Below are 23,279 nucleotides of genomic sequence, written 5' to 3'. Positions count from 1 at the left end.
AGTTGAATACTAGATTTGTTCGGCTACTTCCAATGCTTTGCGCAAGGCAGCTAATTTGTTGTGTACTTCCTGCATTTCGCTTTCGATAACAGATTTTGCTACTACACCCATTCCTGCTTGGTAATAAAGTGTGTTGTTTTTGCTCAAGAATGTACGAATAGCAATAGCATGGTTAAAATTACCTTGGAAGTCCATGTACCCAATAGCCCCACCGTAGATATGACGGTTGGTAGTTTCGAGGCGATTGATGATGGTCATAGCATTGTGTTTTGGTGCGCCTGATAACGTTCCAGCAGGGAAAGTATCTGCAACCAATTGCAATGGGTTTGTGCCAGCTGTCATGTGACCTGTAACCTTCGATACCAAGTGGATTACATGTGAGAAAAATTGAACTTCCTTGAAAGTTTCAACTTTGACAATATCCGAGCTACGCGACAAGTCGTTGCGAGCTAAGTCAACTAGCATAACGTGTTCGGCTGATTCTTTAGGGTCAGCGTGGAGTTGGCGAGCCAATTCAGCATCTTTTTCGTCGTCACCTGTACGGCGGAATGTACCTGCAATTGGGTGAATTTCAGCGAGTCCGTTTTTGATTTGAATTTGTTTTTCAGGCGATGCCCCAAAAATACGATAGTTTTCATAATCAAAATAAAACATATATGGCGATGGGTTAATCGAACGCAACGCACGATATACTTGGAAATCGTCACCTTCAAAAGTACGGCTAAAACGGCGTGAAGGTACAATTTGGAATACATCCCCACGCAAGCAATGTTGAATACAAATTTTGATTACCTCACGCATTTCATCATCGGTAACGTTCGTGATTTCATCGCCCGTTACGGTAAATGACTTGGTCGCGTAGTGAGGCAAATCAAGTAGCATTTCTAGTGATTCCAATGATGGTTCTGTAGCTCCATTGTATTCGTGGGCATACAACGAAAGCTCATCTTTGAAGTGATTAATCGCAATTACATAGCGATATACATAATAGATAATCTGCGGAATTTCGGTATTCTCGTTCTTTTCTTGAATCTCAATATCCTCAAAATACTCTACAGCATCATAAGAAATATGTCCAAACATCCCGTTGGCCATTGGCGCATAATCAGGTTGGCGAGTCCATTCAAATCTTTCAGCAAAATTCAACAAAGCTTGTACAGCATCTTTGCGACGAGCCAAGGTAAATGTTTCGACGGTACCATCGGGGAAAGTTTGAGTTACAACATCGTTGTCGATGATAAAACTTGCCACTGGATCACACGCAATATGGCTGTAGCCATGCTCTTTGCCATGATAATCAGCACTTTCTAGAATTACGGTATTCTTAAACTTGTTTCTTAGTTTAAGAAATACCCCCACTGGAGTAATCGTGTCGGCTAACTTCTTTTTCTGAACTGTCTGAACGGTAAATTTCATGATGTTAGGGTGTGGTAGGTTTGCTACCTGTTAAAATCAATGGTTAACTTTTGGCAAAATCTATTGGACACAAAAAAAAGACCTACTGGTTGAACAGTAGGTCTTTTCGAATGATATGTTTTTTCCGAAAATACAATAAGGTACTGCTCAACCGAGTTTCGTCAGTTGCCACCACCATGCTGTATTTTTGAAATTTGTTGTCATTTTTTAGAAAATCTGCTTTTGTATTTTTTGCAAACTTAATTCGAAAATTTGTTTTTCAAAAAAAGTTTTTCAAAAAAATACAAAAATGATAGAATAAAGGCATTAATCTTACTTTTGAGCACTTTAGAAAAACAGCTTTTGTTGCTGAAAACTTATTGCCAATAGCTGAAGACCAATATCTTACTCCAAGATTCCAAGGTAATTAAACGGAGAAATACGTTTTAATTCATATTTCACTTTATCGCTAATCTCAAGAGAATCGATAAAGTTTGCAATTGTTTTTGACGTGATTTTTTCGTTTTTACGAGTCAATGCTTTCAATGCCTCATAAGGTTGTGGATAACCTTCACGACGCAAAATCGTTTGAATCGCTTCGGCTACAACTGCCCAGTTATCTTCAAGGTCGGTATTGATGGCATCTTGGTTCAATTCCAATTTGTTCAAACCTCTCAATAATGCTGTTAATGCAATAATCTGATGTGCTACTGGAACGCCCAAATTACGCAATACCGTAGAGTCAGTAAGGTCACGCTGTAAACGAGAAACTGGCAGTTTTGCTGCCAAAAATTCATACAAAGCATTGGCAATACCTACGTTACCTTCTGAGTTTTCAAAATCAATTGGGTTTACTTTGTGTGGCATTGCCGACGAACCAACTTCACCTGCCTTGATTTTTTGCTTGAAATAGCCCATTGATACGTATGTCCAAACATCACGGTCAAGGTCTAATACGATATTGTTGAGGCGTTTTAAATTATCCATCAAAGCCGCCAAGTTATCGTAATGCTCGATTTGTGTAGTGTATTTGCTACGAGACAAACCCAAAGAACCTACGAAGTTGTTACCGAAGTCAATCCAGCTAGTTTCAGGATATGCTACATTATGAGCATTGAAATTACCTGTTGCTCCGCCAAATTTGGCAGAGTAAGGAATCGTTTTTAGCAAGTCCATTTGGCGCTCAAGACGTTCGGCAAATACCCAAAACTCTTTGCCTAAGCGAGTAGGAGAGGCTGGCTGTCCGTGAGTGTGTGCCAACAAAGCTACATCTTTCCACTCTTCACCCAAGGCTTTGATTTTTTCAATAACCTCTTGAAGTTTTGGTAAAACAACTGTATCCATTGCATCTTTCAACGAAAGTGGGATAGCCGTGTTGTTGACATCTTGCGAAGTCAAACCAAAGTGGATAAACTCAAGGTATTGTTCAATACCAAAGTTGCTTAGTTTATGTTTGATAAAGTACTCAACCGCCTTTACGTCGTGGTTGGTTACTTTTTCAGTTTCTTTAATCCAAAGGGCATCTTCTTCAGTGAAATTACGATAAATATCACGCAAGGCACCAAAAAGGTCTTTGCTGACACCTTCGAGTTGTGGCAATGGAATTTCGCAGAGCGCAATAAAATACTCAATTTCGATAAGGACACGGTACTTGATTAGTCCGAATTCTGAGAAATAAGGAGCAAGACTTTCTACTTGCTTGCGGTAGCGTCCATCGACTGGAGAAATGGCAGATAATTGATTCAGTTCCATAATTATGCTTTCAAAGTGCAAAGGTACAAAGTTTTTGCTTGCATATCCTGAGATTTAACACAACAAACACCAAGAGTTTCAAAAAAAAGCCCAAACTTTGATGAATTATTTCTTAAAGTTGAAGTTATGTTATTAAATCCCAAGTTGTTGGCCACACTACTTTCGATAGTAATTGCCATTTTTACGACTTCTTTTCTCTCTTTTTTGCCCGAGGCCAACGCCAACATTCTCTTTATCTGTTTTATCGCTTCATTTATTATTGCAGGATTGCTCATCTATTTCACGCTTGATTATCTGGTATTTCAAGAAATCAACAAGATGTATGATACCATCAATCGTTTGAAGATGAAGGATTTTGGAGTTTCTCGCAAAAAACTCTACAAAAATGCCAATCCACTCAAAAAATTAAATGACGAATTGTTTGTCTATGTTTCCAAAAAGGAACAAGAAGTTAATGAGTTAAAACGACTTGAAAAATACCGTCGTGAGTTTTTGGCCAACGTTTCGCACGAACTCAAAACACCCATTTTTGCGGCGCAAGGGTTTGTACATACCTTGTTAGATGGCGCTATGGACGACGAGCGTGTACGAGTAAAGTTCTTGACGAAAGCAGCCAAAAGTTTGGATGGGCTCGATATTTTGGTGAAAGATTTATTGACACTCTCTCAAATGGAAACAGGCGATATTCGCATGAATAGAGAGCGAATAGATATCAAACAAATTACGAAAGAGGTTTTTGAGCAATTAGAAAGCAAAGCCGAAACCAAAAATGTAAGTCTGCAAATAAAATCGCCAGAAACTCAAGTTTGGGTAAAAGCCGACGCACAACGAATAGGACAAGTGATTACCAATTTGGTTGAAAACGCAATTAAATACGGTAATGAAGATGGAAGAGTATTAGTTGTTTTTGAAGATGAAAAGAAAGACTGGCGTATTTCAGTAAAAGATAATGGACCTGGGATCGCTCCAGAACATTTGAGCCGAATTTTCGAACGTTTTTACCGTGTCGATAAAGCCCGTAGCCGTTCGGATGGTTCATCTGGACTTGGTTTGGCTATTGTAAAGCATATTTTGAATGCCCATAAAACCAAAATCACCGTAGCATCCAAACCCGATAAAGGCACAACTTTTTCATTTAAGTTATCGAAAGAATAGAGAGTTTTAAGTGATGAGTTGTCCTTGCCTTAAATACAAGTTATTAAATATTGTCTTATATTCCTTTTAGAGCGCCGTAGGTGCGAAAGACTTCACGATAGTTGGTGTTCTTTCGCACCTACGGTGTTTTTTATTCGAGTTTATCAAAAAAATTAAGTAAAAATGTTGAATTATTTCTCCATTTTTTTAATTTCGTAAATAGTTACGTAAGTGATTACTTATTTTGAAGTGCTAAGTAAAATTGTATTACTATGCTGTATGTATTATGCTCTATAAAAGGTTTAATATCTTTTCTTTTCTAGGAAACCAAAGAAACATTTTACGAGTGCCCATAGCTGATAACCGAAAGCTAAATGATTCAATCTTATTTTGTACTCACAATTCGTAACTCATCATTCAGCATTTATACTTATCCCGATGATTCAAATTAGAACTTTTCAATCGCAAGACACAGAGCAAATTGTAAATTTGATTCTGACTATTCAACAGGTGGAGTTTCAGGTGCCAATCACTATCCAAGACCAACCCGATTTATTAGAAATTCCCAATTTTTATCAACAAGGCAATGGCAACTTTTGGGTGGCTGTTCAAGGTGATGAGGTAGTAGGTACCATTGCCCTCATCGACTGTGGTGGGCCTATTGGTGCTATCCGTAAAATGTTTGTGAAAAAGGAATTTAGAGGAAAAGAATTAGGGATTGCCCAAAAACTGCTTGATACGCTCACAACAAAAGCGCAAGAAGCACAAATGCAACATCTCTATCTCGGCACTATAGAGCGCTTACAAGCCGCTATTCGTTTTTATGAAAGAAATGGCTTTACCTATCTTCCCAAACAAGATTTACCAGAAAGCTTCCCAATCATGGCTGTAGATACACATTTTTATGTGAAGAAAATATAAAAAAAAGGCATTAGGGAACAGGCAAAGAGGCAAAGAGAGAAATACATGAAAACGTGTTCGTATTTGTTCTATCACTGATGCCTAGTGCCTGTTCCCTCACAACTCCCCTAAACTTGTGACCTAGGTCACAGGTTAGAATGCCTGCTTTGTATGAACTTTGTAACATCAATCAAAACAAGATGAGTTATGTTATTTAAGTCATATTCGTTAGGAAATATTTCGCTTAAGAATCGTATTGTCATGCCACCTATGACACGTTCGAGAGCAGCAAAGGGTGAAGTTACAACCGACCTTATGGCCGAATATTATAGCCAAAGAGCTTCAGCAGGCCTAATTATTTCGGAAGGAACACAAATATCTAAGCAAGGTCAAGGCTACGCTTGGACGCCTGGGATTTATACGCCAGAGCAAGTAGCAGGCTGGCAAAAAGTCACCAATGCTGTTCATCAAGAGGGTGGGGTAATGTTTGCTCAACTATGGCATGTTGGGCGTGTATCGCATACTTCTTTACAACCCGATGGTCAAGCGCCAGTATCTTCATCACCTTTAGTAGCGGAGGGAGTAAAAGTATTTATTGACCCAGAAAATAAAGGTCCAGAAGCTGGAGTTGGAGGTATGATTCAACACTCAGCACCACGTCCGTTGACTATTCCTGAAATCAAGGAAATTGTCCAAGATTTTGCAAAAGCTGCCCAAAATGCCCTAGAGGCAGGTTTTGATGGGGTAGAGCTTCATGCTGCTAATGGGTATCTCATCAATCAATTTATCGACAGTCAAGCCAATACTCGTACCGACGAATACGGAGGAAGCTTGGAAAACCGACTTCGCTTTTTGAAAGAAGTGGTGGAAACTCTGTGCCAAATAGTAGGCAAAGAGCGCGTAGGAGTGAGGTTAGCACCTTTGACTACCCTTCAAGGCTGTGTCGATGACAACCCTGAAGAAACGTATTTGGCGGCGGCAACCTTGCTACAAGATTTGGGTGTAGCATACATCCATATTGCCGAAGCAGATTGGGATAATGCGCCAGATATGCCTATTGCTTTCAAAAACGCACTTCGTCAAGCGTTTAAAGGCACGATGATTTATGCAGGAAAGTATAGTAAGGAGCGTGCAGAAAAAGCCTTGGCAGAAGGATGGGCTGATATGATTGCCTTTGGTCGTCCATTTATTGCCAATCCAGACCTACCTGCTCGACTGCAAAATAACTGGCCTCTCAACGAAGGCGACCGCACCAAATACTTTGGAGGTGGAGCCGCTGGATACACCGACTATGGTGTATTTGGTGAATGAGCTAGGCTTTAAAAATTTCGGATTAAGCAGGAAATACTTTTATTTTTTACAAAACATAACTTAAAAAGTAGATTACTCTTCCGCAATCCAACATCCGAAATCCACAATCAAATTTTTAATAATTATTTTATGAAAAACATCGTATTGACAATCGCTCTGAGCGTGTTGTCCTTCTGGGGTATTGCCCAGACAAAATCAAAAGGAAAAATCTTATTTGTGCTTTCAAGTCATGCCGAATTGGGTAATACTGGTAAACAAACAGGATATTATTTGAGTGAAGTAAGTCACCCTTGGGAGGTGTTTACCAAAGCAGGTTATGAAGTTGACTTTGTAAGTCCACAAGGCGGGCAGCCTCCTGTTGATGGATTTGATTTGACAGATAAAGTAAACAAAGAGTTTTGGGAAAACGCTGTTTACAAAAACAAATTAGACCATACACTTACGCCCAAACAAGTAAAAGCCTCGAACTACGTAGCTATTCATTATGCAGGAGGACATGGCACTATGTGGGATTTTCCTAATAATGAGGAATTAGCCAAAATAGCGAGTAAAATTTACGAAAAAGGCGGAGTGGTTAGTGCTGTTTGTCACGGTCCTTCTGGCTTATTGAATATTCGTTTGGGAGATAATCGCTATTTGTTGGAAGGAAAAAACGTAGCAGGTTTTTCAAATGTGGAAGAAATTGCGGTGAAACTAGAGAAAGTGGTACCATTTTCATTAGAAGACGAACTCAAAAAGCGTGGTGTTCATTATTCATCAGCACCAGCATGGTCTGAATATGTGGTGGTAGATGGCAAATTAGTAACAGGTCAAAACCCTCAATCTGCAAAGAAAATGGCAGAGGAAGTGGTTCTTGTCTTGGGAAAGAAATAAGTTTTTCACTCAAAACAGGGGATAGGCAAAGAGGTATTAGGCATCAGTTTTATGGTAAATACTTAAAAAACTAACTACTGGTGCCTAGTGACTCACCCCTCTTACAAAAATGAACCCAACAATCAATCTATTCGAACCAACTACGGTTGGAACATTGGCATTGAAAAATAGAATTGTGATGGCACCCATGACACGTGCTCGCAATTTCGATGGCATTCCTAACGATAATAATGCACTGTATTATCAGCAACGTTCAGGCGCTGGACTTATCATTACCGAAGGAACAGCTATTTCGAATACTGCTATGGGAGTGTTACATATTCCTGGGCTTTATACTGCCGAACAAGTTGAAGGCTGGAAAAAAGTAACTTCAGCCGTACATCAAAAAGATACTAAAATCTTTACGCAGTTGTGGCATGTTGGACGTGTGTCGCACGTATCCAATCAGCCCAATGGTCAGGCGCCAGTAGGAGCGTCGGATATTCAAGCCGAAAACTCTTTTGCTTGGGGATATGATGAAAATGGCAAAGAAACTTTTGTGAAGTGCTCAAAACCTCGTGCTTTGACGACTGAAGAGGTAAATGAGGTAGTAAAGGATTTTGCCAATGCAGCCAAAAATGCCATCGAGGCAGGTTTTGATGGGGTAGAGCTTCACGGAGCAAATGGTTATTTGATTGAGCAATTTTTAAATCCAATGATTAACAATCGTACCGATGAATATGGTGGTACGATTCAAAATCGCTCAAGATTTTTGCTTGAAGCCATAGATGCTTGTATTGCCGAAATTGGTGCTTCAAAAGTGGCGATTCGTTTGACCCCTTATGGTGGTTTGCATGAATTGCCGCATTATGATGAAATCGAGACGACCTATCAATACCTCGCTGAAGAGCTGGCAAAACGTGGTATTGCATTTATCCACATCATGGACCAACAATCGAGAGGTAGCTATGCTTTACCTGAAGGATTCTTGGCGCGTTTTCGTACTTGGTACAATGGCGTAGTGATTTTGGCAGGAGGAATGAATCGTCAAAAATCAGAAGAACTTGTTGAGAGTAATTTGATTGATTTGGCTGGTTTTGGGGAGGACTTTATCGCTAATCCCGACTTGGTGGAACGCCTCAAAAACAATTGGGCAATGACCCCACCCAACCGAGCACTACATTATGGCTTGACCTTGGAAGGCTATATAGACTGGAAGACTTATGAGGAAGGACAGTTGGTGAATGGGTAAAAGTATGACTCATGTTGAATAACATGTAGGCATTAGGCAAAATTCAGAAATATTTTAAATTTTTAGCCTAATGCCTATCGTAACTAAAAATATTTAGGGGTCATTCTTGTACTTTTCGACTGTACATAAACCAATAAATCAGCGGAATAAATGACATTGAAATAAATAAACCTAAGCACATGCCTCCAATCACCGAAAGTGCTAAGGGTTTTTGAAGCTCTGCACCAAGTCCTGATGAAAACAATACTGGCAATAACCCTAAAATAGTGGTCAGGAAGGTCATTAATTGAGATTTTAGCCTACGTTTACCAGATAGTTTTATAGCTTCAATTAGAGACATTGTATCTTTTGATCGATTCATCGTATCAATTTTTAGGATGGAATCATTATCTAAAATTCCAATCAAAACAATCATACCAATTGCAGACATAATATTGATACTATTTCCAACAAAAAACAATAAAAGCATTGCTCCCGTCAGTCCAAAAGCAATGGTTAGCATGACGATTAAGGGTTGGACTAAAGACTCAAATTGAGCTGTGAGAATAAAGTAAAGTAATGCGATTGCTACCAAGATGATAATGCCCAATTCCTTCACAAAATCTAAATTACGAAAGTACCCTCCTGTAAAACTTACGCTCAAATTAGTATCTTTCAAGATGACTTTTTGAATTGCCTCTTTAGCTTCGGGTATTTCTTGATTAGTCAAATTAAAATCAAACGGTATAAATTCTCCATTTTTTCCTGAAAAGAAAGATTTGTAATCTTTCTGATTTGAAATACTAATCAGTTCCTTGATGGGTAAAATTTGCCCTTTATTGCTAAGCACAGTGGCGTTTTGTATCAAGGCATCAATTGGTTGAGATTGACTACCCAATAAAATAGGAATATATCTTTGTTCAGCTTTTAAGCTACCCAGATTATTCTCGTTAAAAATGGTTTTCAAAACTTCCACAACCCGTTCATAACTAACATCATAGTATAATATTTTTTCGGTTAAAACCTGAATGTAAACCCTACTTTGTAGAGAAGGTTGTGAGGTTACAAAACCCTTTTGCTTTAACTGATGCCATACTTGCGATATGGTTTGATTATCAGGGACTTCCGCTTTGTTGTTGCTTACAACACGAGCTTGTAGAGGAAATTCTGATGTATTGAATAAGGCTTCAAATACGTTTTTAGACGCTCCAAAAGAAGCAATAGCATTAGGATATTTTGCCTTGATAAAACGTTCAATTTCTTCTTTTGTCTTCTCAAATTCTTCGTTAGATTTTGCCTTAATATTTAGTAATGATTCATTGAAATTTTGTTGCAATTCTCGATTTAGCAGAAATTGTTGCTGCCCAACAAAGGCGCTAACTATGAGACTTTTGTTGGTATTTGGAATAATATGACTAATCACTTGATTAATCCTACGATTATTTTCTTCTATGGTAATAGCTTCGTTCCAATCAATTTTAGCTTCTAATTCCGTTCTACTGATAATGGGCATTCCTCGTTTTTCTAGATTGATAAAAATAGGAATAGCAACCACAATTAGGAAAATAAAAAAAGCGAACATCAATACTTTTTGCCTAAAGACTAAATCAAGAAGGTTGTCATATAGCCTTTCGGATTGGCGCATAAGCCATGTGATTTTCTTTGGGACAAACCCCTTCAAACGCTCTTCTTTTAGGTAGAATAATCGATACAAAACAGGTATCAGTGTATAAGAGCATAACAAGGAGATTCCCAGCGATAGAGACACAGCAATGGCTTGGTCAAAGAATAATGCCCCTGCAATACCACTAATAAAAATGAGAGGTAAAAATACGGCTGAATTTGTTAGAATAGAGGTAAACAAAGGCATAATAACCTCCTGTGTGCCGTCGATACAGGCTTCGTCAAGAGGGTGACCTTCTTCTCGGTATTGCTCAATATTTTCAATAACAATGATGGCAGAATCTATGATTTCTCCAATGCCCAATACCAAACCCGCTAATGAAACAATATTAATAGAAATATGAAAAAGATAGAAGCAAAGAAAAGTAACAACCAATGAAACAGGAATGACAATACCAATGAGGATAGGCGTTTTTAGGTCATTCATAAAGAAAAATATCATTACGAATGTACACAAACCTCCAAACAAAATATTACCAATGAGATTGTTGATAGACAGATCCAATAACTCTGTTTGGTCTTGGCTAATACTAAATTCTAGTTGTGGATAATCTTCTTTAAAATGTTCTATTTGGGTATTTAACTCTTTTCTGAGCTTGAGTAACTGTGTATCTGATTGTTTGATGATTGATAGACATACTGCACGTTTTCCATTGAAAGTATAAAGCCCCCTTAGTTTTTGTTCTTGAATACTAACTTTTGCAAGGTCTTTTAGCTGTAAAACTCTTTCACTACCATTCTGAATATCGCCAATTTTTAGGTAAATATTTTCAATATCTGCCTGTGTTTTTAGGGTAGAAGCAAAGCGGATATTGTATTGATATTGCCCATCCTTTACTAATAAATTTCCTAATTCAATGTTGTTTTTTTGTAACGTCTGTGCTAGAATTTGCTCTGTAATACCAAGGCTTTGGAGTTTTGAACGGTCTGGAATAATGATTACTTCAGGTTTTGAAAGTCCCGTCATATCCACCAAAGCCACTTCTTTCATTTGTTCAATTCTTCTACGAAGCACATTCTCACAAAATTCAGAAAGTTGTAAATCAAAACCCCCATTTTGCCCTTTTTGTGTAACGTTCAAATTAAAAACTGGGATATCTCCTGCACCCGCTTTGATTACCTTTGGGCGTTCTATTTCACGGGGTAATTGACCCATGATTCCATCAATTTTTTCATTGGTTTCGATATAGGCAAGATTGATATTGGTTCCAAAGTCAAAACGAAGTTTGATGATTGCCAAACCATCTTGAGTTTCAGCTTCGAGGTCTGATAGGTGATTTACTTGTTGTAATTGATTTCTGAGGGGTTTTACAATCGTTTTTTGCAGTTCACGAGCAGAGGCATTGGGATAGCTTACCTGTACCGTAATTTCAGGAATAGCAATATCAGGAAGCAACGAAACTGGAATTTGATTAAATGTTACCAAGCCCAAAACCATCATTGCAAAGGTAGTAATCAGTACGGCTATGGGGCGATGTAGTAAAAAATGTACCATTTTTTAAATGAAGGAAATGAATAGTGAAAAGAATGAAGGAAATGAATAGTGAAAAGAATGAATAAATGAATAATGAAAAGAATGAAGGAAATGAATAATTAAGAAATGAAAGGAATTAAGTAGACGAAACAATTATTTTCTATTCTAGAGATTTTTCATTTCTTCATTCTTTCCATTCCTTCATTTTCTTCATTCCTTCATTTTCTTCATTCTCTTCATTTCTTTTTATTTTCTTCATTTATTTCTATTAACGTTTTCCTTTGCTGTTTTTAAAATAGATTGAATAATTCTGATAATTTCTTGAGCGTCGTTCAATAGAGAATTGGCTAAATTGGTTTCAATGTAACCTGTAGCTTCCAAAAGGCGAAGCCAGTATTTGGTTTCTTTTGCTTCTTTATAACTTATTTGACATTTGGCAATAAAGTCAGCTTTTGACTGTCCGCCGTCCGCTTCTTCGATATTTGCTCCTATACTGGTGCCACTTCGTATGATTTGTTTAGAGAGAATAAACTCCTTTTTTTCATTCATCAAATACTGCCCCAATTTTACAATCCTCACAGCAAACCTGAAGGTCTTTTCAGCAATTATATTCTCCTTCATAGAACTATTTTGTTTTAATTTCTAACCCCCAAATTTCCTTCATCCCCTTCATTCCTTCCTTCTTTTCATTTCTTCCTTCATCCCCTTCATTCCTTCCTTCTTTTCATTCCTTCATTCTCTTCATTCTCTTCATTTCTTCATTCCTTCCATCCCCTTCATTAATCAAAACCTTAGCATCATGCCCTAGGTTGAGATTTCCTTCTATTATTACTTTTTGCCCTGTTCTCAAACCCTCCGAGATAGCTACTTCTTGGCTGTTTTCGTGGGCAACCGTAACATAATTCCATTTGGCAAGACCACTTTCATAGACAAAAACCACTTTTTTGCCTGACCTTTCTACTATAGCTTCTTTGGGAATCACAATTTGATTTTGGAGATTTTTCTCAATGATTACTTGGGCGTTCATACCTTCCAAGAGATATTGGTCTGGGTTTTGGACGCGAACTTTTATCAATACCAATCCTTGTGCATTGACTACAGGATTTATTTCGGAGACTTTGCCTACATAATTTCTCTCTGAATATGCCAATGATTTTATCTTGGCTATTTGTCCTAAGGTAATGACACCTAGCTCTGACTCTAAAATGGCAACTTCTACCACCAAACTTTCACGGTTCAATATGGTACAAAAAGGCTCGGTAGCAGAGGAGGGGTTATAGGCTTTGGTTTTCAGATTGGCAACAATCCCTGCGAAGGGAGCTTTGAGATAGGTGTTTTCTAGTTTTAGACGGGCATCATAGACGTTAGTGAGGGCTTTGGTGATACCACTTTTAGCTTTGATATTTTCCAAGATGCGATGGGATACCGAAGTTGTGTCGCGGTCTTTACCACCAAATTCCAACAATAATTTATTTAGTTCTACTCTAGTATCCTGCAAATTGTCCTGAGCTTGTTGCAACGCTATTCGCTGTTGGGCATTATCCAACACTGCCAATACTTGCCCAGCCTTTACGGTTGAGCTATTTTGTACCAGTATTTTTTCAATAACCCCTGTAGTTTTAAAATTAATGTTGGCTTGAGTAAGGGTTGTCACCTTACCTGTAGCCATCACTTGTAGAGGAAAAGATTTGATTTTACTTTCTGCCAACTTAACCGTAACGACGGTTTCGGAAGTTTGAAGAGCTTTTGATTTCCCTTCTTCTTCTTTTGTTTTTTCGCTGTCGCTAGGTTGGCAGGCGGTTAGTATGAGTAGTAGAAATGCTGTTAAAATTGATTTTTGCATTAAGTTTTTTCAGAAAGATTATGATAGTTTCAGCCACACAAGATAGGTGAGAATAACCACATCATCTATATTTTATTTTTAATACTCTGTAAGCTAGCTCTAATATTCTCTATCATCTGAGCATTCAGCCCATCTACAAGTATTGATAATTCTTTTAGTGTCGTAAAAAGCCAAATATAAAATGCTTCAACATAGAAGGATAGGATCTTTTATAATTGCTTTACGCTCATAATGTTCCCCATCTAACAATTTTTTTATTTCTAAATTCAAAAAAACTTGGTTTGGGATTGTTTGCCAATAAAATTGTTAATGAATTAGCTAAAGGAATATCCGAAGACGTTTGCCATTTTACTTTGTTTCTTGTTTCATTAATCCAGTCGCTATAATTTTTATTCGACTTTTTTTGACTTGCCAGAAATATTCCTAAAAGAGGTTTAGAAAGTGTATCTAATTTAGGCGTAATATATTCTAGACAGGTAACGCAATCTATATCACTGATGATAATGACCGTTTTTGATGAATCTTCATCAATCAGATTATTTAGGTGCTTTTCTACATCTTGGAGAGGCGTTCTTTTATTTCCACAAGAACTTAAAATGAGGAGAATAAATGAGATACAAGTAAAAAATCTAAGCATTATTTTCGGGTTATATCGTATATTAAAATAGTAGTTCGATTAGGTTTTTCTTCAGACTCCAAATTAAAATGCTGGGCTAAAACCTTTTTTGTGTCATGAATATATTGAATATAACCCACGTTCGAAGGAAATATGGAATCATATTCTTTTTCAGACCCATCCTTAGAAATAACGTGCAAGCTCAATTGAAAACTAGGGTGACTGCCAATAAATGCGTTTATTTCTATAAGGGATTTCATCTCGTTGATTTTATCTACTTCTAAATTCTTTGTAGATTCTACGAACAGATTATGATTGGTGCAAAATACGTCTTGAATCTGTGTATTAGTAATTTGATTTTTAATATTATCGAGACTATTTATTCTTTTCTCATAAGGAACCCCCTTGGGTTGCGAATACCCTATTGGCTGAAAAGCTATTTTATTCAAAAATTTTAAAGTATCTAATTCCCATTTATAGTGATATATATTTGGATCAAATAAATAGATAACATAAACCTCTTTTTTAGCTGGATCTACACAATAGGAAGATAAACCACTTGGGAAATATACTTCCTTATTCAAGTAGATACTGCCTCTTTCAAAAGGAGCAGTGCGGATAAATTTCTTATCTTGAGGGTTAATCAATAGCAGGTTTTTAGCCGTTGTGTAAGTGGATTGCTTTTCTACTTCTCCTCCATTCATTGTCATCAAATCTATCGTATTTGATAGAAAATTTCTCTTACCATATTCACCCATCACCGAGAGTTTATAGGATAATCCATTGGGATACAAACCTGGGCGCCCCACTTTGAATAGTTGTTTGCCAGCAAGGTTGTATATGAACAAGCCTTTTGTTCCTATAACAGCCAAACTATCTTTCTTTAAGTAACAAATTGCGGCAATATCCAAACCACAATCATTGGGTCCCTCACCTGTGATTGAGAAATTATGAATTACTTTGCCTTTTTCCGAAAACTCAAGAATTTCTTTTTTGCGCCAGTCATACGCCAAATAGGTATGTTTGGTAGAATCATAATCAGTAATCGCAAGTTCTCCGATAGAACCAGAATCTTTACTGACAATAATAGAATCCACTAATGTAGATTTATAACTCCCCTCACTATTTGATGTATTAGCGTTTTCAGAATGACAACTTACCAATGTAACTAATAACAAGAAGGCTTGAGCCATTACAATACCACGAGCACGAGAATGCCAATTTTTTAGTCGCATTTTGTTTTAAATTTGTTTACGGGCAAAACTATTTTAGTTGATAAACAAAGTAAGTTGCTTTTGAAACAACCTACTTTGTTTATTAAATAAAACTAAACCTTTGAGTAATATTTGTTTATGACCAGTACTTTATTTCTGAGGTTTTCTAGTTAACATGTGTCGATTAAATACAGAACACTAAAACTTCATTAACATTGAGCCTCTGCAACACAACAATAATCATTTCCACTTTCAAGTGGACATTGAGAAATAGTATAGAAAGATTGGGAAATCACTCCTTTTCGTTTCATTGTTTTATTCGCTGGGCAACTAGCATCTACAATACTTAGACTCCCCATACTAAAAATTGAAAGTAATACTGAAACTCTGATGATTTTTTTCATTATCGTTAAATTTAAAAAATAGAACCATTTCGCTACCCTCCAATATCATCTGCGTCCAGCGTATTAGATTAGGCATTTTTGAAAGACGTTTTTCATATCTCAAATTTTTATCATAAAACTCAAAAAAACAAGTTTGTGGATTAGACTTTATTAGACTTTATTGGACTTTATTGAACAAGTCTTCTTCATCAAGATATTTCTTGATGATTAATTCTACTAATTTTGGTTTTAGCAATGTTCGGGGCTCAACTTTAATTCCTTCTTTTTTGATATATCGTGAAAGTGTTTTGGAGCAGATGCCAAGCTTTTCAGCTAGTTGCTGACGAGTCATTGGTTTGGATAGATGTGGAAGATTTGACATAATAATATGTTAAGGTTATAGTATATTGCAAATTAAGAAAATTATATTCAAAATATAAATAACAGCTCTCAGACCTACATCTATAAAATGCTATATCATTGGTTCGGATTTGTCTTGAGAAATATGGGTAGGGCAAGGGAAAGTGAATTTAAAATACATATATGTATCAGGAATGGATTAATATTATAAATATGGTACACATTGATTATCTCCTTCTGATTATGCGTCTATTCCAATAACTGATATACTGTTAACTAATAACTTCCTTTTACTTATGCCTGTTAAAATATATTGCTAAACCATGAAAAAATCTTCTTACAGCCTCTTAGTTACATTTATTATTCTCAGTATTATAGGTATTGCGTTTATTCCAAAGCTCTCTATTCAACTCAATCCCTCCAGCAATTCGGGTAGTCTTACCATATCGTATTATTGGGGCAATGTTTCGCCAGAAGTGCTTGAAAGTCAGGTTTCTGCTAAGTTGGAAGGCGCATTTAGTACCCTGCAAGGGATTTCAAAATTGAGTTCAGTATCGGGTTATGGTAAAGGTAATATAACGATAGAGGTTGATAAATCTGCGAATATAGACCAATTGCGTTTTGAGGTGGCAACGCTCGTAAGACAATTATTCCCACAACTACCCAAGGAGGTAAGTTATCCAATTATTAGCCTCAACTCTCCTGATCAGGAAATACAACAGAAACCGCTCATGTCTTTACAGTTGAATGGTCAGGCAAGTTTGAGCGAACTAAAAGTTTATGCTGAAGAACAATTAAAGCCTAAACTAGCTCAAATTGAAGGAGTTAATGCCGTAAATATCTATGGAGGCAATCGTCAAGAGTGGATTTTGACGTACAATAAAAGTCAATCAGAAAATCTACACATCTCTGAAAATGAAATCATTAAAGCCATTAAAAATCAATATCAGCAAAGTAGTTTGGGCTTAGTCCGTAATGAACAAGGGCAACAAATGAATGTGATATTGAGTCCCCAGTCACAGGATATCCTAAGTCAAAAATCTGTCGAAGAAATCGGAAAAGATTTAGAGAAAATAGCTTTACCGCTAAGGGATAGAGATACGAAAAGTTTGGGGAGAATCATCCATCTTTCAGATATTTTGAAGGTCAGTCGCAACGAACAACCCATTGAAGAATTTTATCGGATTAATGGTAAAAATGCCATTACCTTGGTCATACAGGCAGATATTGGAGCCAATCAGTTGAGCTTATCCAAAGCTATTCAACTCACATTAGCAGAAATTTCAAAAACTCTTCCGCCCACTTATCAGACTAATATTGAATATGATGCCACAGAATATATTCGTGAAAATCTGAATAAAATTTGGGTACAATCGGGTCTAGCAGTACTGATTTTACTGATTTTTGTGTGGCTCAGTACTCGTAGTTGGCGATACACTATGGTGATTTTGTTGAGCCTGATTGTCAATTTAGCGCTCTCTTTTATAGCATTCTATTTCCTCAAAATTGAGATTCATTTGTATTCATTGGCTGCCATTACAACATCCTTGGGTATTTTGATTGATAATACAATCGTGATGATTGACCACTATCGCAGATACAAAAATCTCAGTGTTTTTATGGCATTGCTGGGAGCTACCCTCACGACTATGGCAGGGCTAACGGTTATCTGGTTTTTACCAGAAGAGACAAAATTAGACTTGTTGGACTTTGCAATAGTGATGATAATTGTTTTGGGAATATCATTACTTGTGGCTTTATTTTTTGTACCTTCTTTAATCGAAAGGATAGGTATATTGCCTGAAAGTGAGGATGTTAAAAGTAAAGGTAAGATTAGGAGAACAGCTAAGCTGAGTAGGATTTACACCAAGGTAGTACTCTTCCATTTACGTTATCGAAAGACTTTTTTCGTTTTGTTATTGCTTGCTTTTGGTCTACCCATTTTTATGTTGCCTAATCGTTTGGAAGCAACAAATCCATTAGCAAAGTATTATAATTTAAGCATTGGAAATACCTATTATCAAGAGAACATCCAACCAGTTTTAGATAAACTATTGGGAGGGAGTTTGAGGTTGTTTGTCAACTATGTGTATGAAAAATCATACTATTCAAAAAATGAACGTACCTCTCTATATGTCAATGCAGGATTACCCAATCAGTCAACAATTGAACAAATGAATGAGCTGTATTTACGAGTGGAAAGTTATTTGAGCCAGTTCGAAGAAATTGATCGCTTTATTACTCGGATTTATAATGGGCAAAATGGAAGTATGACCATTTATTTTAAGCCTGAATATGAAAATGGTTCGTTTCCTTATATTCTGAAAAATCGAATGATTGCCCTTTCTACTGAAATGAGTGGTATTAATTGGGATATTTATGGAGTTGGGCAAGGGTTTAGTCAGAATTTAGATGCCAATAGCACTCCAACCTTTAATATACTGATGAAGGGCTACAACTATCATGAATTAGAAAGGCAATCCAATATCTTGAAAGAACGATTAGAAACCCACCCAAGAGTCCAAGAAGTAAACATTAATAAGAGTCTCAATTTTTGGAATGATAAAAGTCTATATGAATTTGTATTACAAACAGAACCGAAGCACTTAGCGCTTTATGGACGAACCAACAGTGAGGTGTATGAGTACTTGCAACGTCAAAATGTACGCTCACAACCAGATATTTACCAACTGATGAATGGTGAATATGAGCAAATTAAGGTTGTGCCAGATGACCATAAAAATTTTGATGTTTGGTCATTAATGCATCAGCCTGTGCGGGTAGATAATAACGTCATAAAACTTTCTGATTTTGCGAAGTCTGAAAAGCAGAAAATCAGTCCACAAATTCATAAAGAAAATCAGGAGTATCTCAGAATGGTAAGTTTTGAATATTTTGGGAGTCAAATTTTTGGGGAGAGATTTTTAGATAAAACCTTGGCAGAAATCAAGACAGAATTACCTCTGGGTTATACCGTTAAGAAAACAACTTATGATTGGTTCGGTAAAGAAGCCCAACAACAATATTGGCTAATTGGCTTGGTGATAGTGCTGATTTATATCATTTGTGCTATTATTTTTGAGTCGTTATGGCAACCCTTGGCTTTGATTATGCTCATACCAATCTCATTTATAGGGGTTTTTCTAACATTCTATTGGTTTGATTTTAATTTTGATCAAGGAGGATATGCTTCATTTGTATTATTGAGTGGCAATGTCGTTTGTGCTGCCATTTTCATTATTGCAGAATACAATAATTTACGAAAAAAATACCCCTCTACAAAACCTTTCAAGCTCTATATTAAAGCCTATAATCATAAAATTATTCCTATCACACTAACAGTATTTTCGACAGGGGCAGGATTAATTCCATTTTTGATTTATGGGCAGAATGAGGTATTTTGGTTTGCACTCGGAGCAGGAACAATAGGTGGTTTGATGTTATCGCTAATCGGGATTATTTTATACTTACCACTTTTTTTAAGATTAGACAAAATAGCGAAGTAAATATGAGGGCTGAATTCCCTCGCGCCATAACACATCTTTTGCATCCATAAAACAAAAATACATTGGTATTCGTCGATACCAATGTATTTTTGTTTTATGGATGCAAAGACTTTTTTACGAAACCATATTGCTGAAATTGTTGAGATTGACGAAGATACATTCGAGGAGGTTTTTACTTTCTTTCAACCCAAACAGGTAAAAAGAAAAGAACTGCTCATTCGTGGTGGTGAAGTCGTTTTACAAGAATATTTTGTGGTAAAAGGGTGTCTCAAAACCTTTTGTCACGACGAGCATGGGCGTGAGCATATCGTACAATTTGCCTTAGAAAGTTGGTGGGTTTCAGATTTCCCTGCACATGCTTCGCAGGCACGTGCCACCATGTGCGTAGAAGCCCTAGAGCCCTGTGAAGTCTTGGAACTTACCTACGAAGCACGTGAGGAAATTTGTCGCAAGTGGCATGCGATGGAGTATTTTTTTAGAAAAAAATCTAATGCTGGTTATGTAGCACTCCAAAAACGTATTTTGTCTTTATTGCAAAATTCCGCTCAAGAAAAGTACGATTTGCTTTTGACCCAATATCCACAACTCTTTCAAAGGGTTTCAAAAACCTTGATTGCTGCCTATCTGGGCGTTTCTCGCGAAACCTTGAGCCGTCTTGGCAAGCATGATAAGTAGGAATGATGAGTTGTGAGTGGTGAATTGTGAATGTATTTTTAGTTAATTACTAGTTCAAGACTTTGTCTTGGACTTATTTTTTGTACAGTTTACAAACTGCAACAAAAGCTAGTCCGAGACTAAGTCTCGAACTAGACAAGGACAACTCATCATTCCTATTCGTACCATTTGTCTGCTCTCAGCATTACGCCGTTGTAGCCAGCAAAAACGCCATATCCACCAGTCATGTTTGAATAGAGCTTCATGGGCTCACTACTAGGGAGGTCATTGATTTGTGAAAATTCTTTGTGGTAACGATAATAATGCTCGTCGGTCTGACAGATATAAAACATAAAATTTCCTATATGGCTTTTCTCCAATCTTTTGTAAGGATAGATACCACCTACAATCGGATATTCGATTATGCCATTTTGAATATTGTCGTCAGAAATAGTTTGTTGCCCTCCTACACCTGTGAGATAGGTTTTGTGCTCAAGTGTGTCGGTTTCATAGTTGAGTCCAAAAGCAGCATAGTAGTTTTTCTCGTTTCCAATATCTTTCCACCGTAAATAGTATGGCAAAGAAGCCATTGGATTTTCAGGATTAAAAGGAGCTCTGGTTACCGAAACTGTATTGGAGTCAATCGTGCTAGGAATAATACAACTGGCAGAAACACTATCTCCTTTGGGCGTAGTGACCAATAAGCGATATTGTTTTTGAGCTTCAATTTTGAAAAAGCTTTTTGACGAAAGATATTTTTTCAACTGTTCATTCCACTGAAGAATTACCTCTTGATTTTGTTCATTTCTTAAAACTACTCTAGCATTGCTAATGTATTGATTTAAAGTACCTGAACCCTCGCCGACAGTGGGTGTCGTCATTTTGACTGTCACTTGAATGACGGTATCTTGAGGCGATAAAAAGCATAATACATACGGCTGGGTGGTTGATTTTACGATAGAATCTTCCTCAAAAACACCAAAGTTTTCACAACTGCACATCGTGAGCAGTAGGATAAAAAGATAGATACACTTTTTCATAGGTCAGAATTTGATTTGATAACTAATAGATGGAATAATAGGGAATAAACCTTTGCGGTAAAGTTTACGCTGTGTTGAATTAGGAGCATCTTGACTTTCGTAGTAAAAAGGATTTACACGGTTGTAAGCATTGAATACGCCCAACTCCCAGACACGCAGAAACTTTTTCTTTTGTTTTGAAAATCGAACATTCACATCCAAACGATGATAGTCTGCCGCTTTGAAGTTTCCTCTTTCATCATAAACACGTGCCACCACGAGCGAACCATCTGAAGTTGGGTAGTCTGACTGGACAGGGAACTGATGAGTTTCGGGTATATATTGCCCAATAGGAACGGTCAACGCATTTCCCGTTGCATAAATCCAAGAACCAGACAAGGTAATATGAGGTTTGAGCTGATAAATACCAACCAATGATAAAGCATGGCGACGGTCGTAGCGAGGGAAAAACTCTTTCCCATTGTTCAAGTCTGCAAAACGATGTTTGACCTGCGACAAAGTATAACTCATCCATCCCGTTAGGCGACCCGTATTTTTGTTGAGCAAAACTTCCATTCCGTAGGCCTTTCCTGTGCCTATAGCAATATTGTCTTCCCAGTTAGAGCCTTCCAATCGTTTATTAGCTTTGATGTCTAGTAATAAAAAACTGGCTCCATCTTTGTATCCAATCACGTTTTCTAAAGATTTATGATAGGCTTCTATAGAAAGAGAAAAAGGAGAACTTTTGAAGTTTTTCGTAAAACCCAAAGTGACTTGGTCTGAGCGTTGCGGAGGAATTTTGGCACTTGACGAAACCCATAAATCTGTAGGCAAGTCTAACGAAGAATTGGATAATAAGTGCAAATACTGGTTCATTCTTGCATAAGAAGCCGTAATATTCAAACTCTCAGTAGCTTGAAAAGAAGCATTCAAGCGAGGTTCGAGATTGTGATAGGCTTTGTTATCCACAAAATAGTTAGACGCTCTCAAGCCAGCACGTACCTGCATTTTTTCTGAAATACGCCAAGTGTCTTCAAGATAAATAGCGCTTTCTATACCATTGGTTTGCCTAATTCTATCGGTGCTGATATTTTGTGAATATTGATTGTAAATATAAGCGCTTGGGGTAAATTGGTGATGCGTTGCCAATATCCCTGCTTTGAGTGTATGAGCAGGATTGAGATAAATGTCAAAATCAGATTTTAACCCAACATCTTGTATTTGAGAGTAATATTCTTCATAAAACCTTTGTCCAAAATCCTCTTCTTGAAAAATCTTAAATCGAAAGTGACTAAAAATTAGGGAAGTATTAGCAAAGACTTTATCCGAAAAAAGGTGATTCCATCGAAGTGTTGCGGTGGCATTGCCCCAGCCAAAACCAGAAGTGTAATACTTGGTAACATCTTTTGAGACATCTCTTCCAAAATAACCACTCAAATACAAGCGATTATGCGCATTGAATTCGGTATTAATCTTGGCGTTTAAATCATAAAAACTGGTATTTTTTATATCAAGGCTTCTGGGTAATATCAAATCGACATACGTTCTGCGTGCCGAAACGATATAGGAAGTAGGGTATTTGAATTTGATGGGTCCTTCCAAGGTAATTTTACTGCTGAGTAGCCCAATACTGCCTTCTCCATGGAATTTCTCGTGACTTCCTTCTTTCATTTGCATATCTAATACAGAGGAAGTGCGTCCGCCATATTTGGCAGAAAACCCTCCTTTGTAAAGGTCTGCTTGTTTGATAGCATCGTTGTTGAATACTGAAAAGAACCCAAATAAGTGATAAGCATTATATACAACGGCGTCGTCGAGTAGTAATAAATTTTGATCTGAGCCCCCACCTCGTACCGACAACCCTTGTGAGCCTTCATTGCCTTTTTGAACCCCAGGTAATAATTGAAAGGTTTTTAGGACGTCTTTTTCTCCCAAAAAAGAAGGTAACTGTT

The 23,279-nt window shown here is 37.1% G+C and carries 18 protein-coding genes; 7 read left to right on the top strand and 11 right to left on the bottom strand.

The genetic code is table 11. The features are described 5' to 3' along the window. Positions 1-9: 9 nt before the first annotated feature. On the bottom strand, positions 10-1,416 hold the full coding sequence (locus ACOVQ4_RS12030) for an anthranilate synthase component I family protein (RefSeq protein ID WP_421820887.1): 1,407 nt from the start codon (positions 1,414-1,416) through the stop codon (positions 10-12). Between the two features lie 384 nt (positions 1,417-1,800). Further along, a complete protein-coding gene (purB, locus tag ACOVQ4_RS12025; RefSeq protein ID WP_095166184.1) occupies positions 1,801-3,147 on the bottom strand; it encodes an adenylosuccinate lyase in 1,347 nt (448 codons plus the stop codon). A gap of 126 nt (positions 3,148-3,273) precedes the next feature. Between purB and ACOVQ4_RS12020 the strand changes: the two genes are divergently transcribed. The 5 genes from ACOVQ4_RS12020 to ACOVQ4_RS12000 all read left to right on the top strand — a co-directional run bounded on the left by ACOVQ4_RS12020 (position 3,274) and on the right by ACOVQ4_RS12000 (position 8,596). Beyond that, positions 3,274-4,302: a sensor histidine kinase gene (locus ACOVQ4_RS12020; RefSeq protein ID WP_421820886.1), complete on the top strand. Its 1,029-nt coding sequence runs from the start codon at positions 3,274-3,276 to the stop codon at positions 4,300-4,302. A 417-nt stretch (positions 4,303-4,719) separates the two neighbouring features. After that, positions 4,720-5,202 carry a GNAT family N-acetyltransferase gene (locus ACOVQ4_RS12015; protein ID WP_421820885.1) on the top strand — a complete coding sequence of 161 codons (483 nt, stop codon included), beginning with the start codon at positions 4,720-4,722 and terminating at the stop codon, positions 5,200-5,202. 186 nt (positions 5,203-5,388) lie between these two features. Continuing rightward, positions 5,389-6,492 (top strand): alkene reductase, encoded by a 1,104-nt coding sequence (locus ACOVQ4_RS12010; protein ID WP_421820884.1) that lies wholly within the window; start codon positions 5,389-5,391, stop codon positions 6,490-6,492. A gap of 129 nt (positions 6,493-6,621) precedes the next feature. Further along, positions 6,622-7,365 carry a type 1 glutamine amidotransferase domain-containing protein gene (locus ACOVQ4_RS12005; protein WP_421820883.1) on the top strand — a complete coding sequence of 248 codons (744 nt, stop codon included), beginning with the start codon at positions 6,622-6,624 and terminating at the stop codon, positions 7,363-7,365. 109 nt (positions 7,366-7,474) lie between these two features. Continuing rightward, positions 7,475-8,596 (top strand): alkene reductase, encoded by a 1,122-nt coding sequence (locus ACOVQ4_RS12000; RefSeq protein ID WP_421820882.1) that lies wholly within the window; start codon positions 7,475-7,477, stop codon positions 8,594-8,596. A 100-nt stretch (positions 8,597-8,696) separates the two neighbouring features. On the opposite strand, the gene ACOVQ4_RS11995 is transcribed toward ACOVQ4_RS12000, so the two are convergent. The 7 genes from ACOVQ4_RS11995 to ACOVQ4_RS11965 form a co-directional block, all read right to left on the bottom strand. Next, on the bottom strand, positions 8,697-11,753 hold the full coding sequence (locus ACOVQ4_RS11995; protein ID WP_421820881.1) for an efflux RND transporter permease subunit: 3,057 nt from the start codon (positions 11,751-11,753) through the stop codon (positions 8,697-8,699). 234 nt (positions 11,754-11,987) lie between these two features. After that, positions 11,988-12,353, bottom strand: coding sequence for a four helix bundle protein (locus ACOVQ4_RS11990; protein WP_421820880.1), 366 nt, complete (start codon positions 12,351-12,353; stop codon positions 11,988-11,990). 103 nt (positions 12,354-12,456) lie between these two features. After that, complete coding sequence (locus tag ACOVQ4_RS11985) at positions 12,457-13,575, bottom strand: efflux RND transporter periplasmic adaptor subunit (RefSeq protein WP_421820879.1); 1,119 nt, start codon at positions 13,573-13,575, stop codon at positions 12,457-12,459. Positions 13,576-13,801: 226 nt separating this feature from the next. Beyond that, positions 13,802-14,212 carry a hypothetical protein gene (locus ACOVQ4_RS11980; RefSeq protein ID WP_421820878.1) on the bottom strand — a complete coding sequence of 137 codons (411 nt, stop codon included), beginning with the start codon at positions 14,210-14,212 and terminating at the stop codon, positions 13,802-13,804. Then, positions 14,212-15,426, bottom strand: a complete 1,215-nt coding sequence (locus ACOVQ4_RS11975) for a hypothetical protein (RefSeq protein WP_421820877.1) — start codon at positions 15,424-15,426, stop codon at positions 14,212-14,214. Before ACOVQ4_RS11975 ends, ACOVQ4_RS11980 begins: the two co-directional genes overlap by 1 nt. 188 nt (positions 15,427-15,614) lie before the next feature. Beyond that, entirely contained in the window at positions 15,615-15,809 is a 195-nt protein-coding gene (locus ACOVQ4_RS11970; RefSeq protein ID WP_421820876.1) for a hypothetical protein, read from the bottom strand. A gap of 157 nt (positions 15,810-15,966) precedes the next feature. Beyond that, the gene (locus ACOVQ4_RS11965; protein ID WP_421820875.1) at positions 15,967-16,170 is read right to left on the bottom strand and encodes a hypothetical protein; all 204 of its coding nucleotides are present in this window, start codon (positions 16,168-16,170) and stop codon (positions 15,967-15,969) included. A 301-nt stretch (positions 16,171-16,471) separates the two neighbouring features. Here ACOVQ4_RS11965 and ACOVQ4_RS11960 point away from each other — a divergent pair, with 301 nt between their 5' ends. Beyond that, the gene (locus tag ACOVQ4_RS11960; RefSeq protein WP_421820874.1) at positions 16,472-19,654 is read left to right on the top strand and encodes an efflux RND transporter permease subunit; all 3,183 of its coding nucleotides are present in this window, start codon (positions 16,472-16,474) and stop codon (positions 19,652-19,654) included. A 96-nt stretch (positions 19,655-19,750) separates the two neighbouring features. Beyond that, positions 19,751-20,329, top strand: a complete 579-nt coding sequence (locus tag ACOVQ4_RS11955) for a Crp/Fnr family transcriptional regulator (protein ID WP_421820873.1) — start codon at positions 19,751-19,753, stop codon at positions 20,327-20,329. A 155-nt stretch (positions 20,330-20,484) separates the two neighbouring features. Here ACOVQ4_RS11955 and ACOVQ4_RS11950 read toward each other — a convergent pair whose 3' ends face one another. Both ACOVQ4_RS11950 and ACOVQ4_RS11945 read right to left on the bottom strand, forming a co-directional pair. Continuing rightward, complete coding sequence (locus ACOVQ4_RS11950) at positions 20,485-21,348, bottom strand: DUF4249 domain-containing protein (protein ID WP_421820872.1); 864 nt, start codon at positions 21,346-21,348, stop codon at positions 20,485-20,487. Between the two features lie 3 nt (positions 21,349-21,351). After that, the coding region (locus tag ACOVQ4_RS11945; protein ID WP_421820871.1) for a TonB-dependent receptor plug domain-containing protein at positions 21,352-23,279 on the bottom strand (1,928 nt) is incomplete at its 5' end.

The sequence above is a fragment of the Flectobacillus sp. genome, assembly GCF_049240685.1.
Classification (GTDB): domain Bacteria; phylum Bacteroidota; class Bacteroidia; order Cytophagales; family Spirosomataceae; genus Flectobacillus.
The sequence above is the reverse complement of the archived record's forward strand: the minus strand, read 5'-3'. Positions and strand labels throughout refer to the sequence as shown.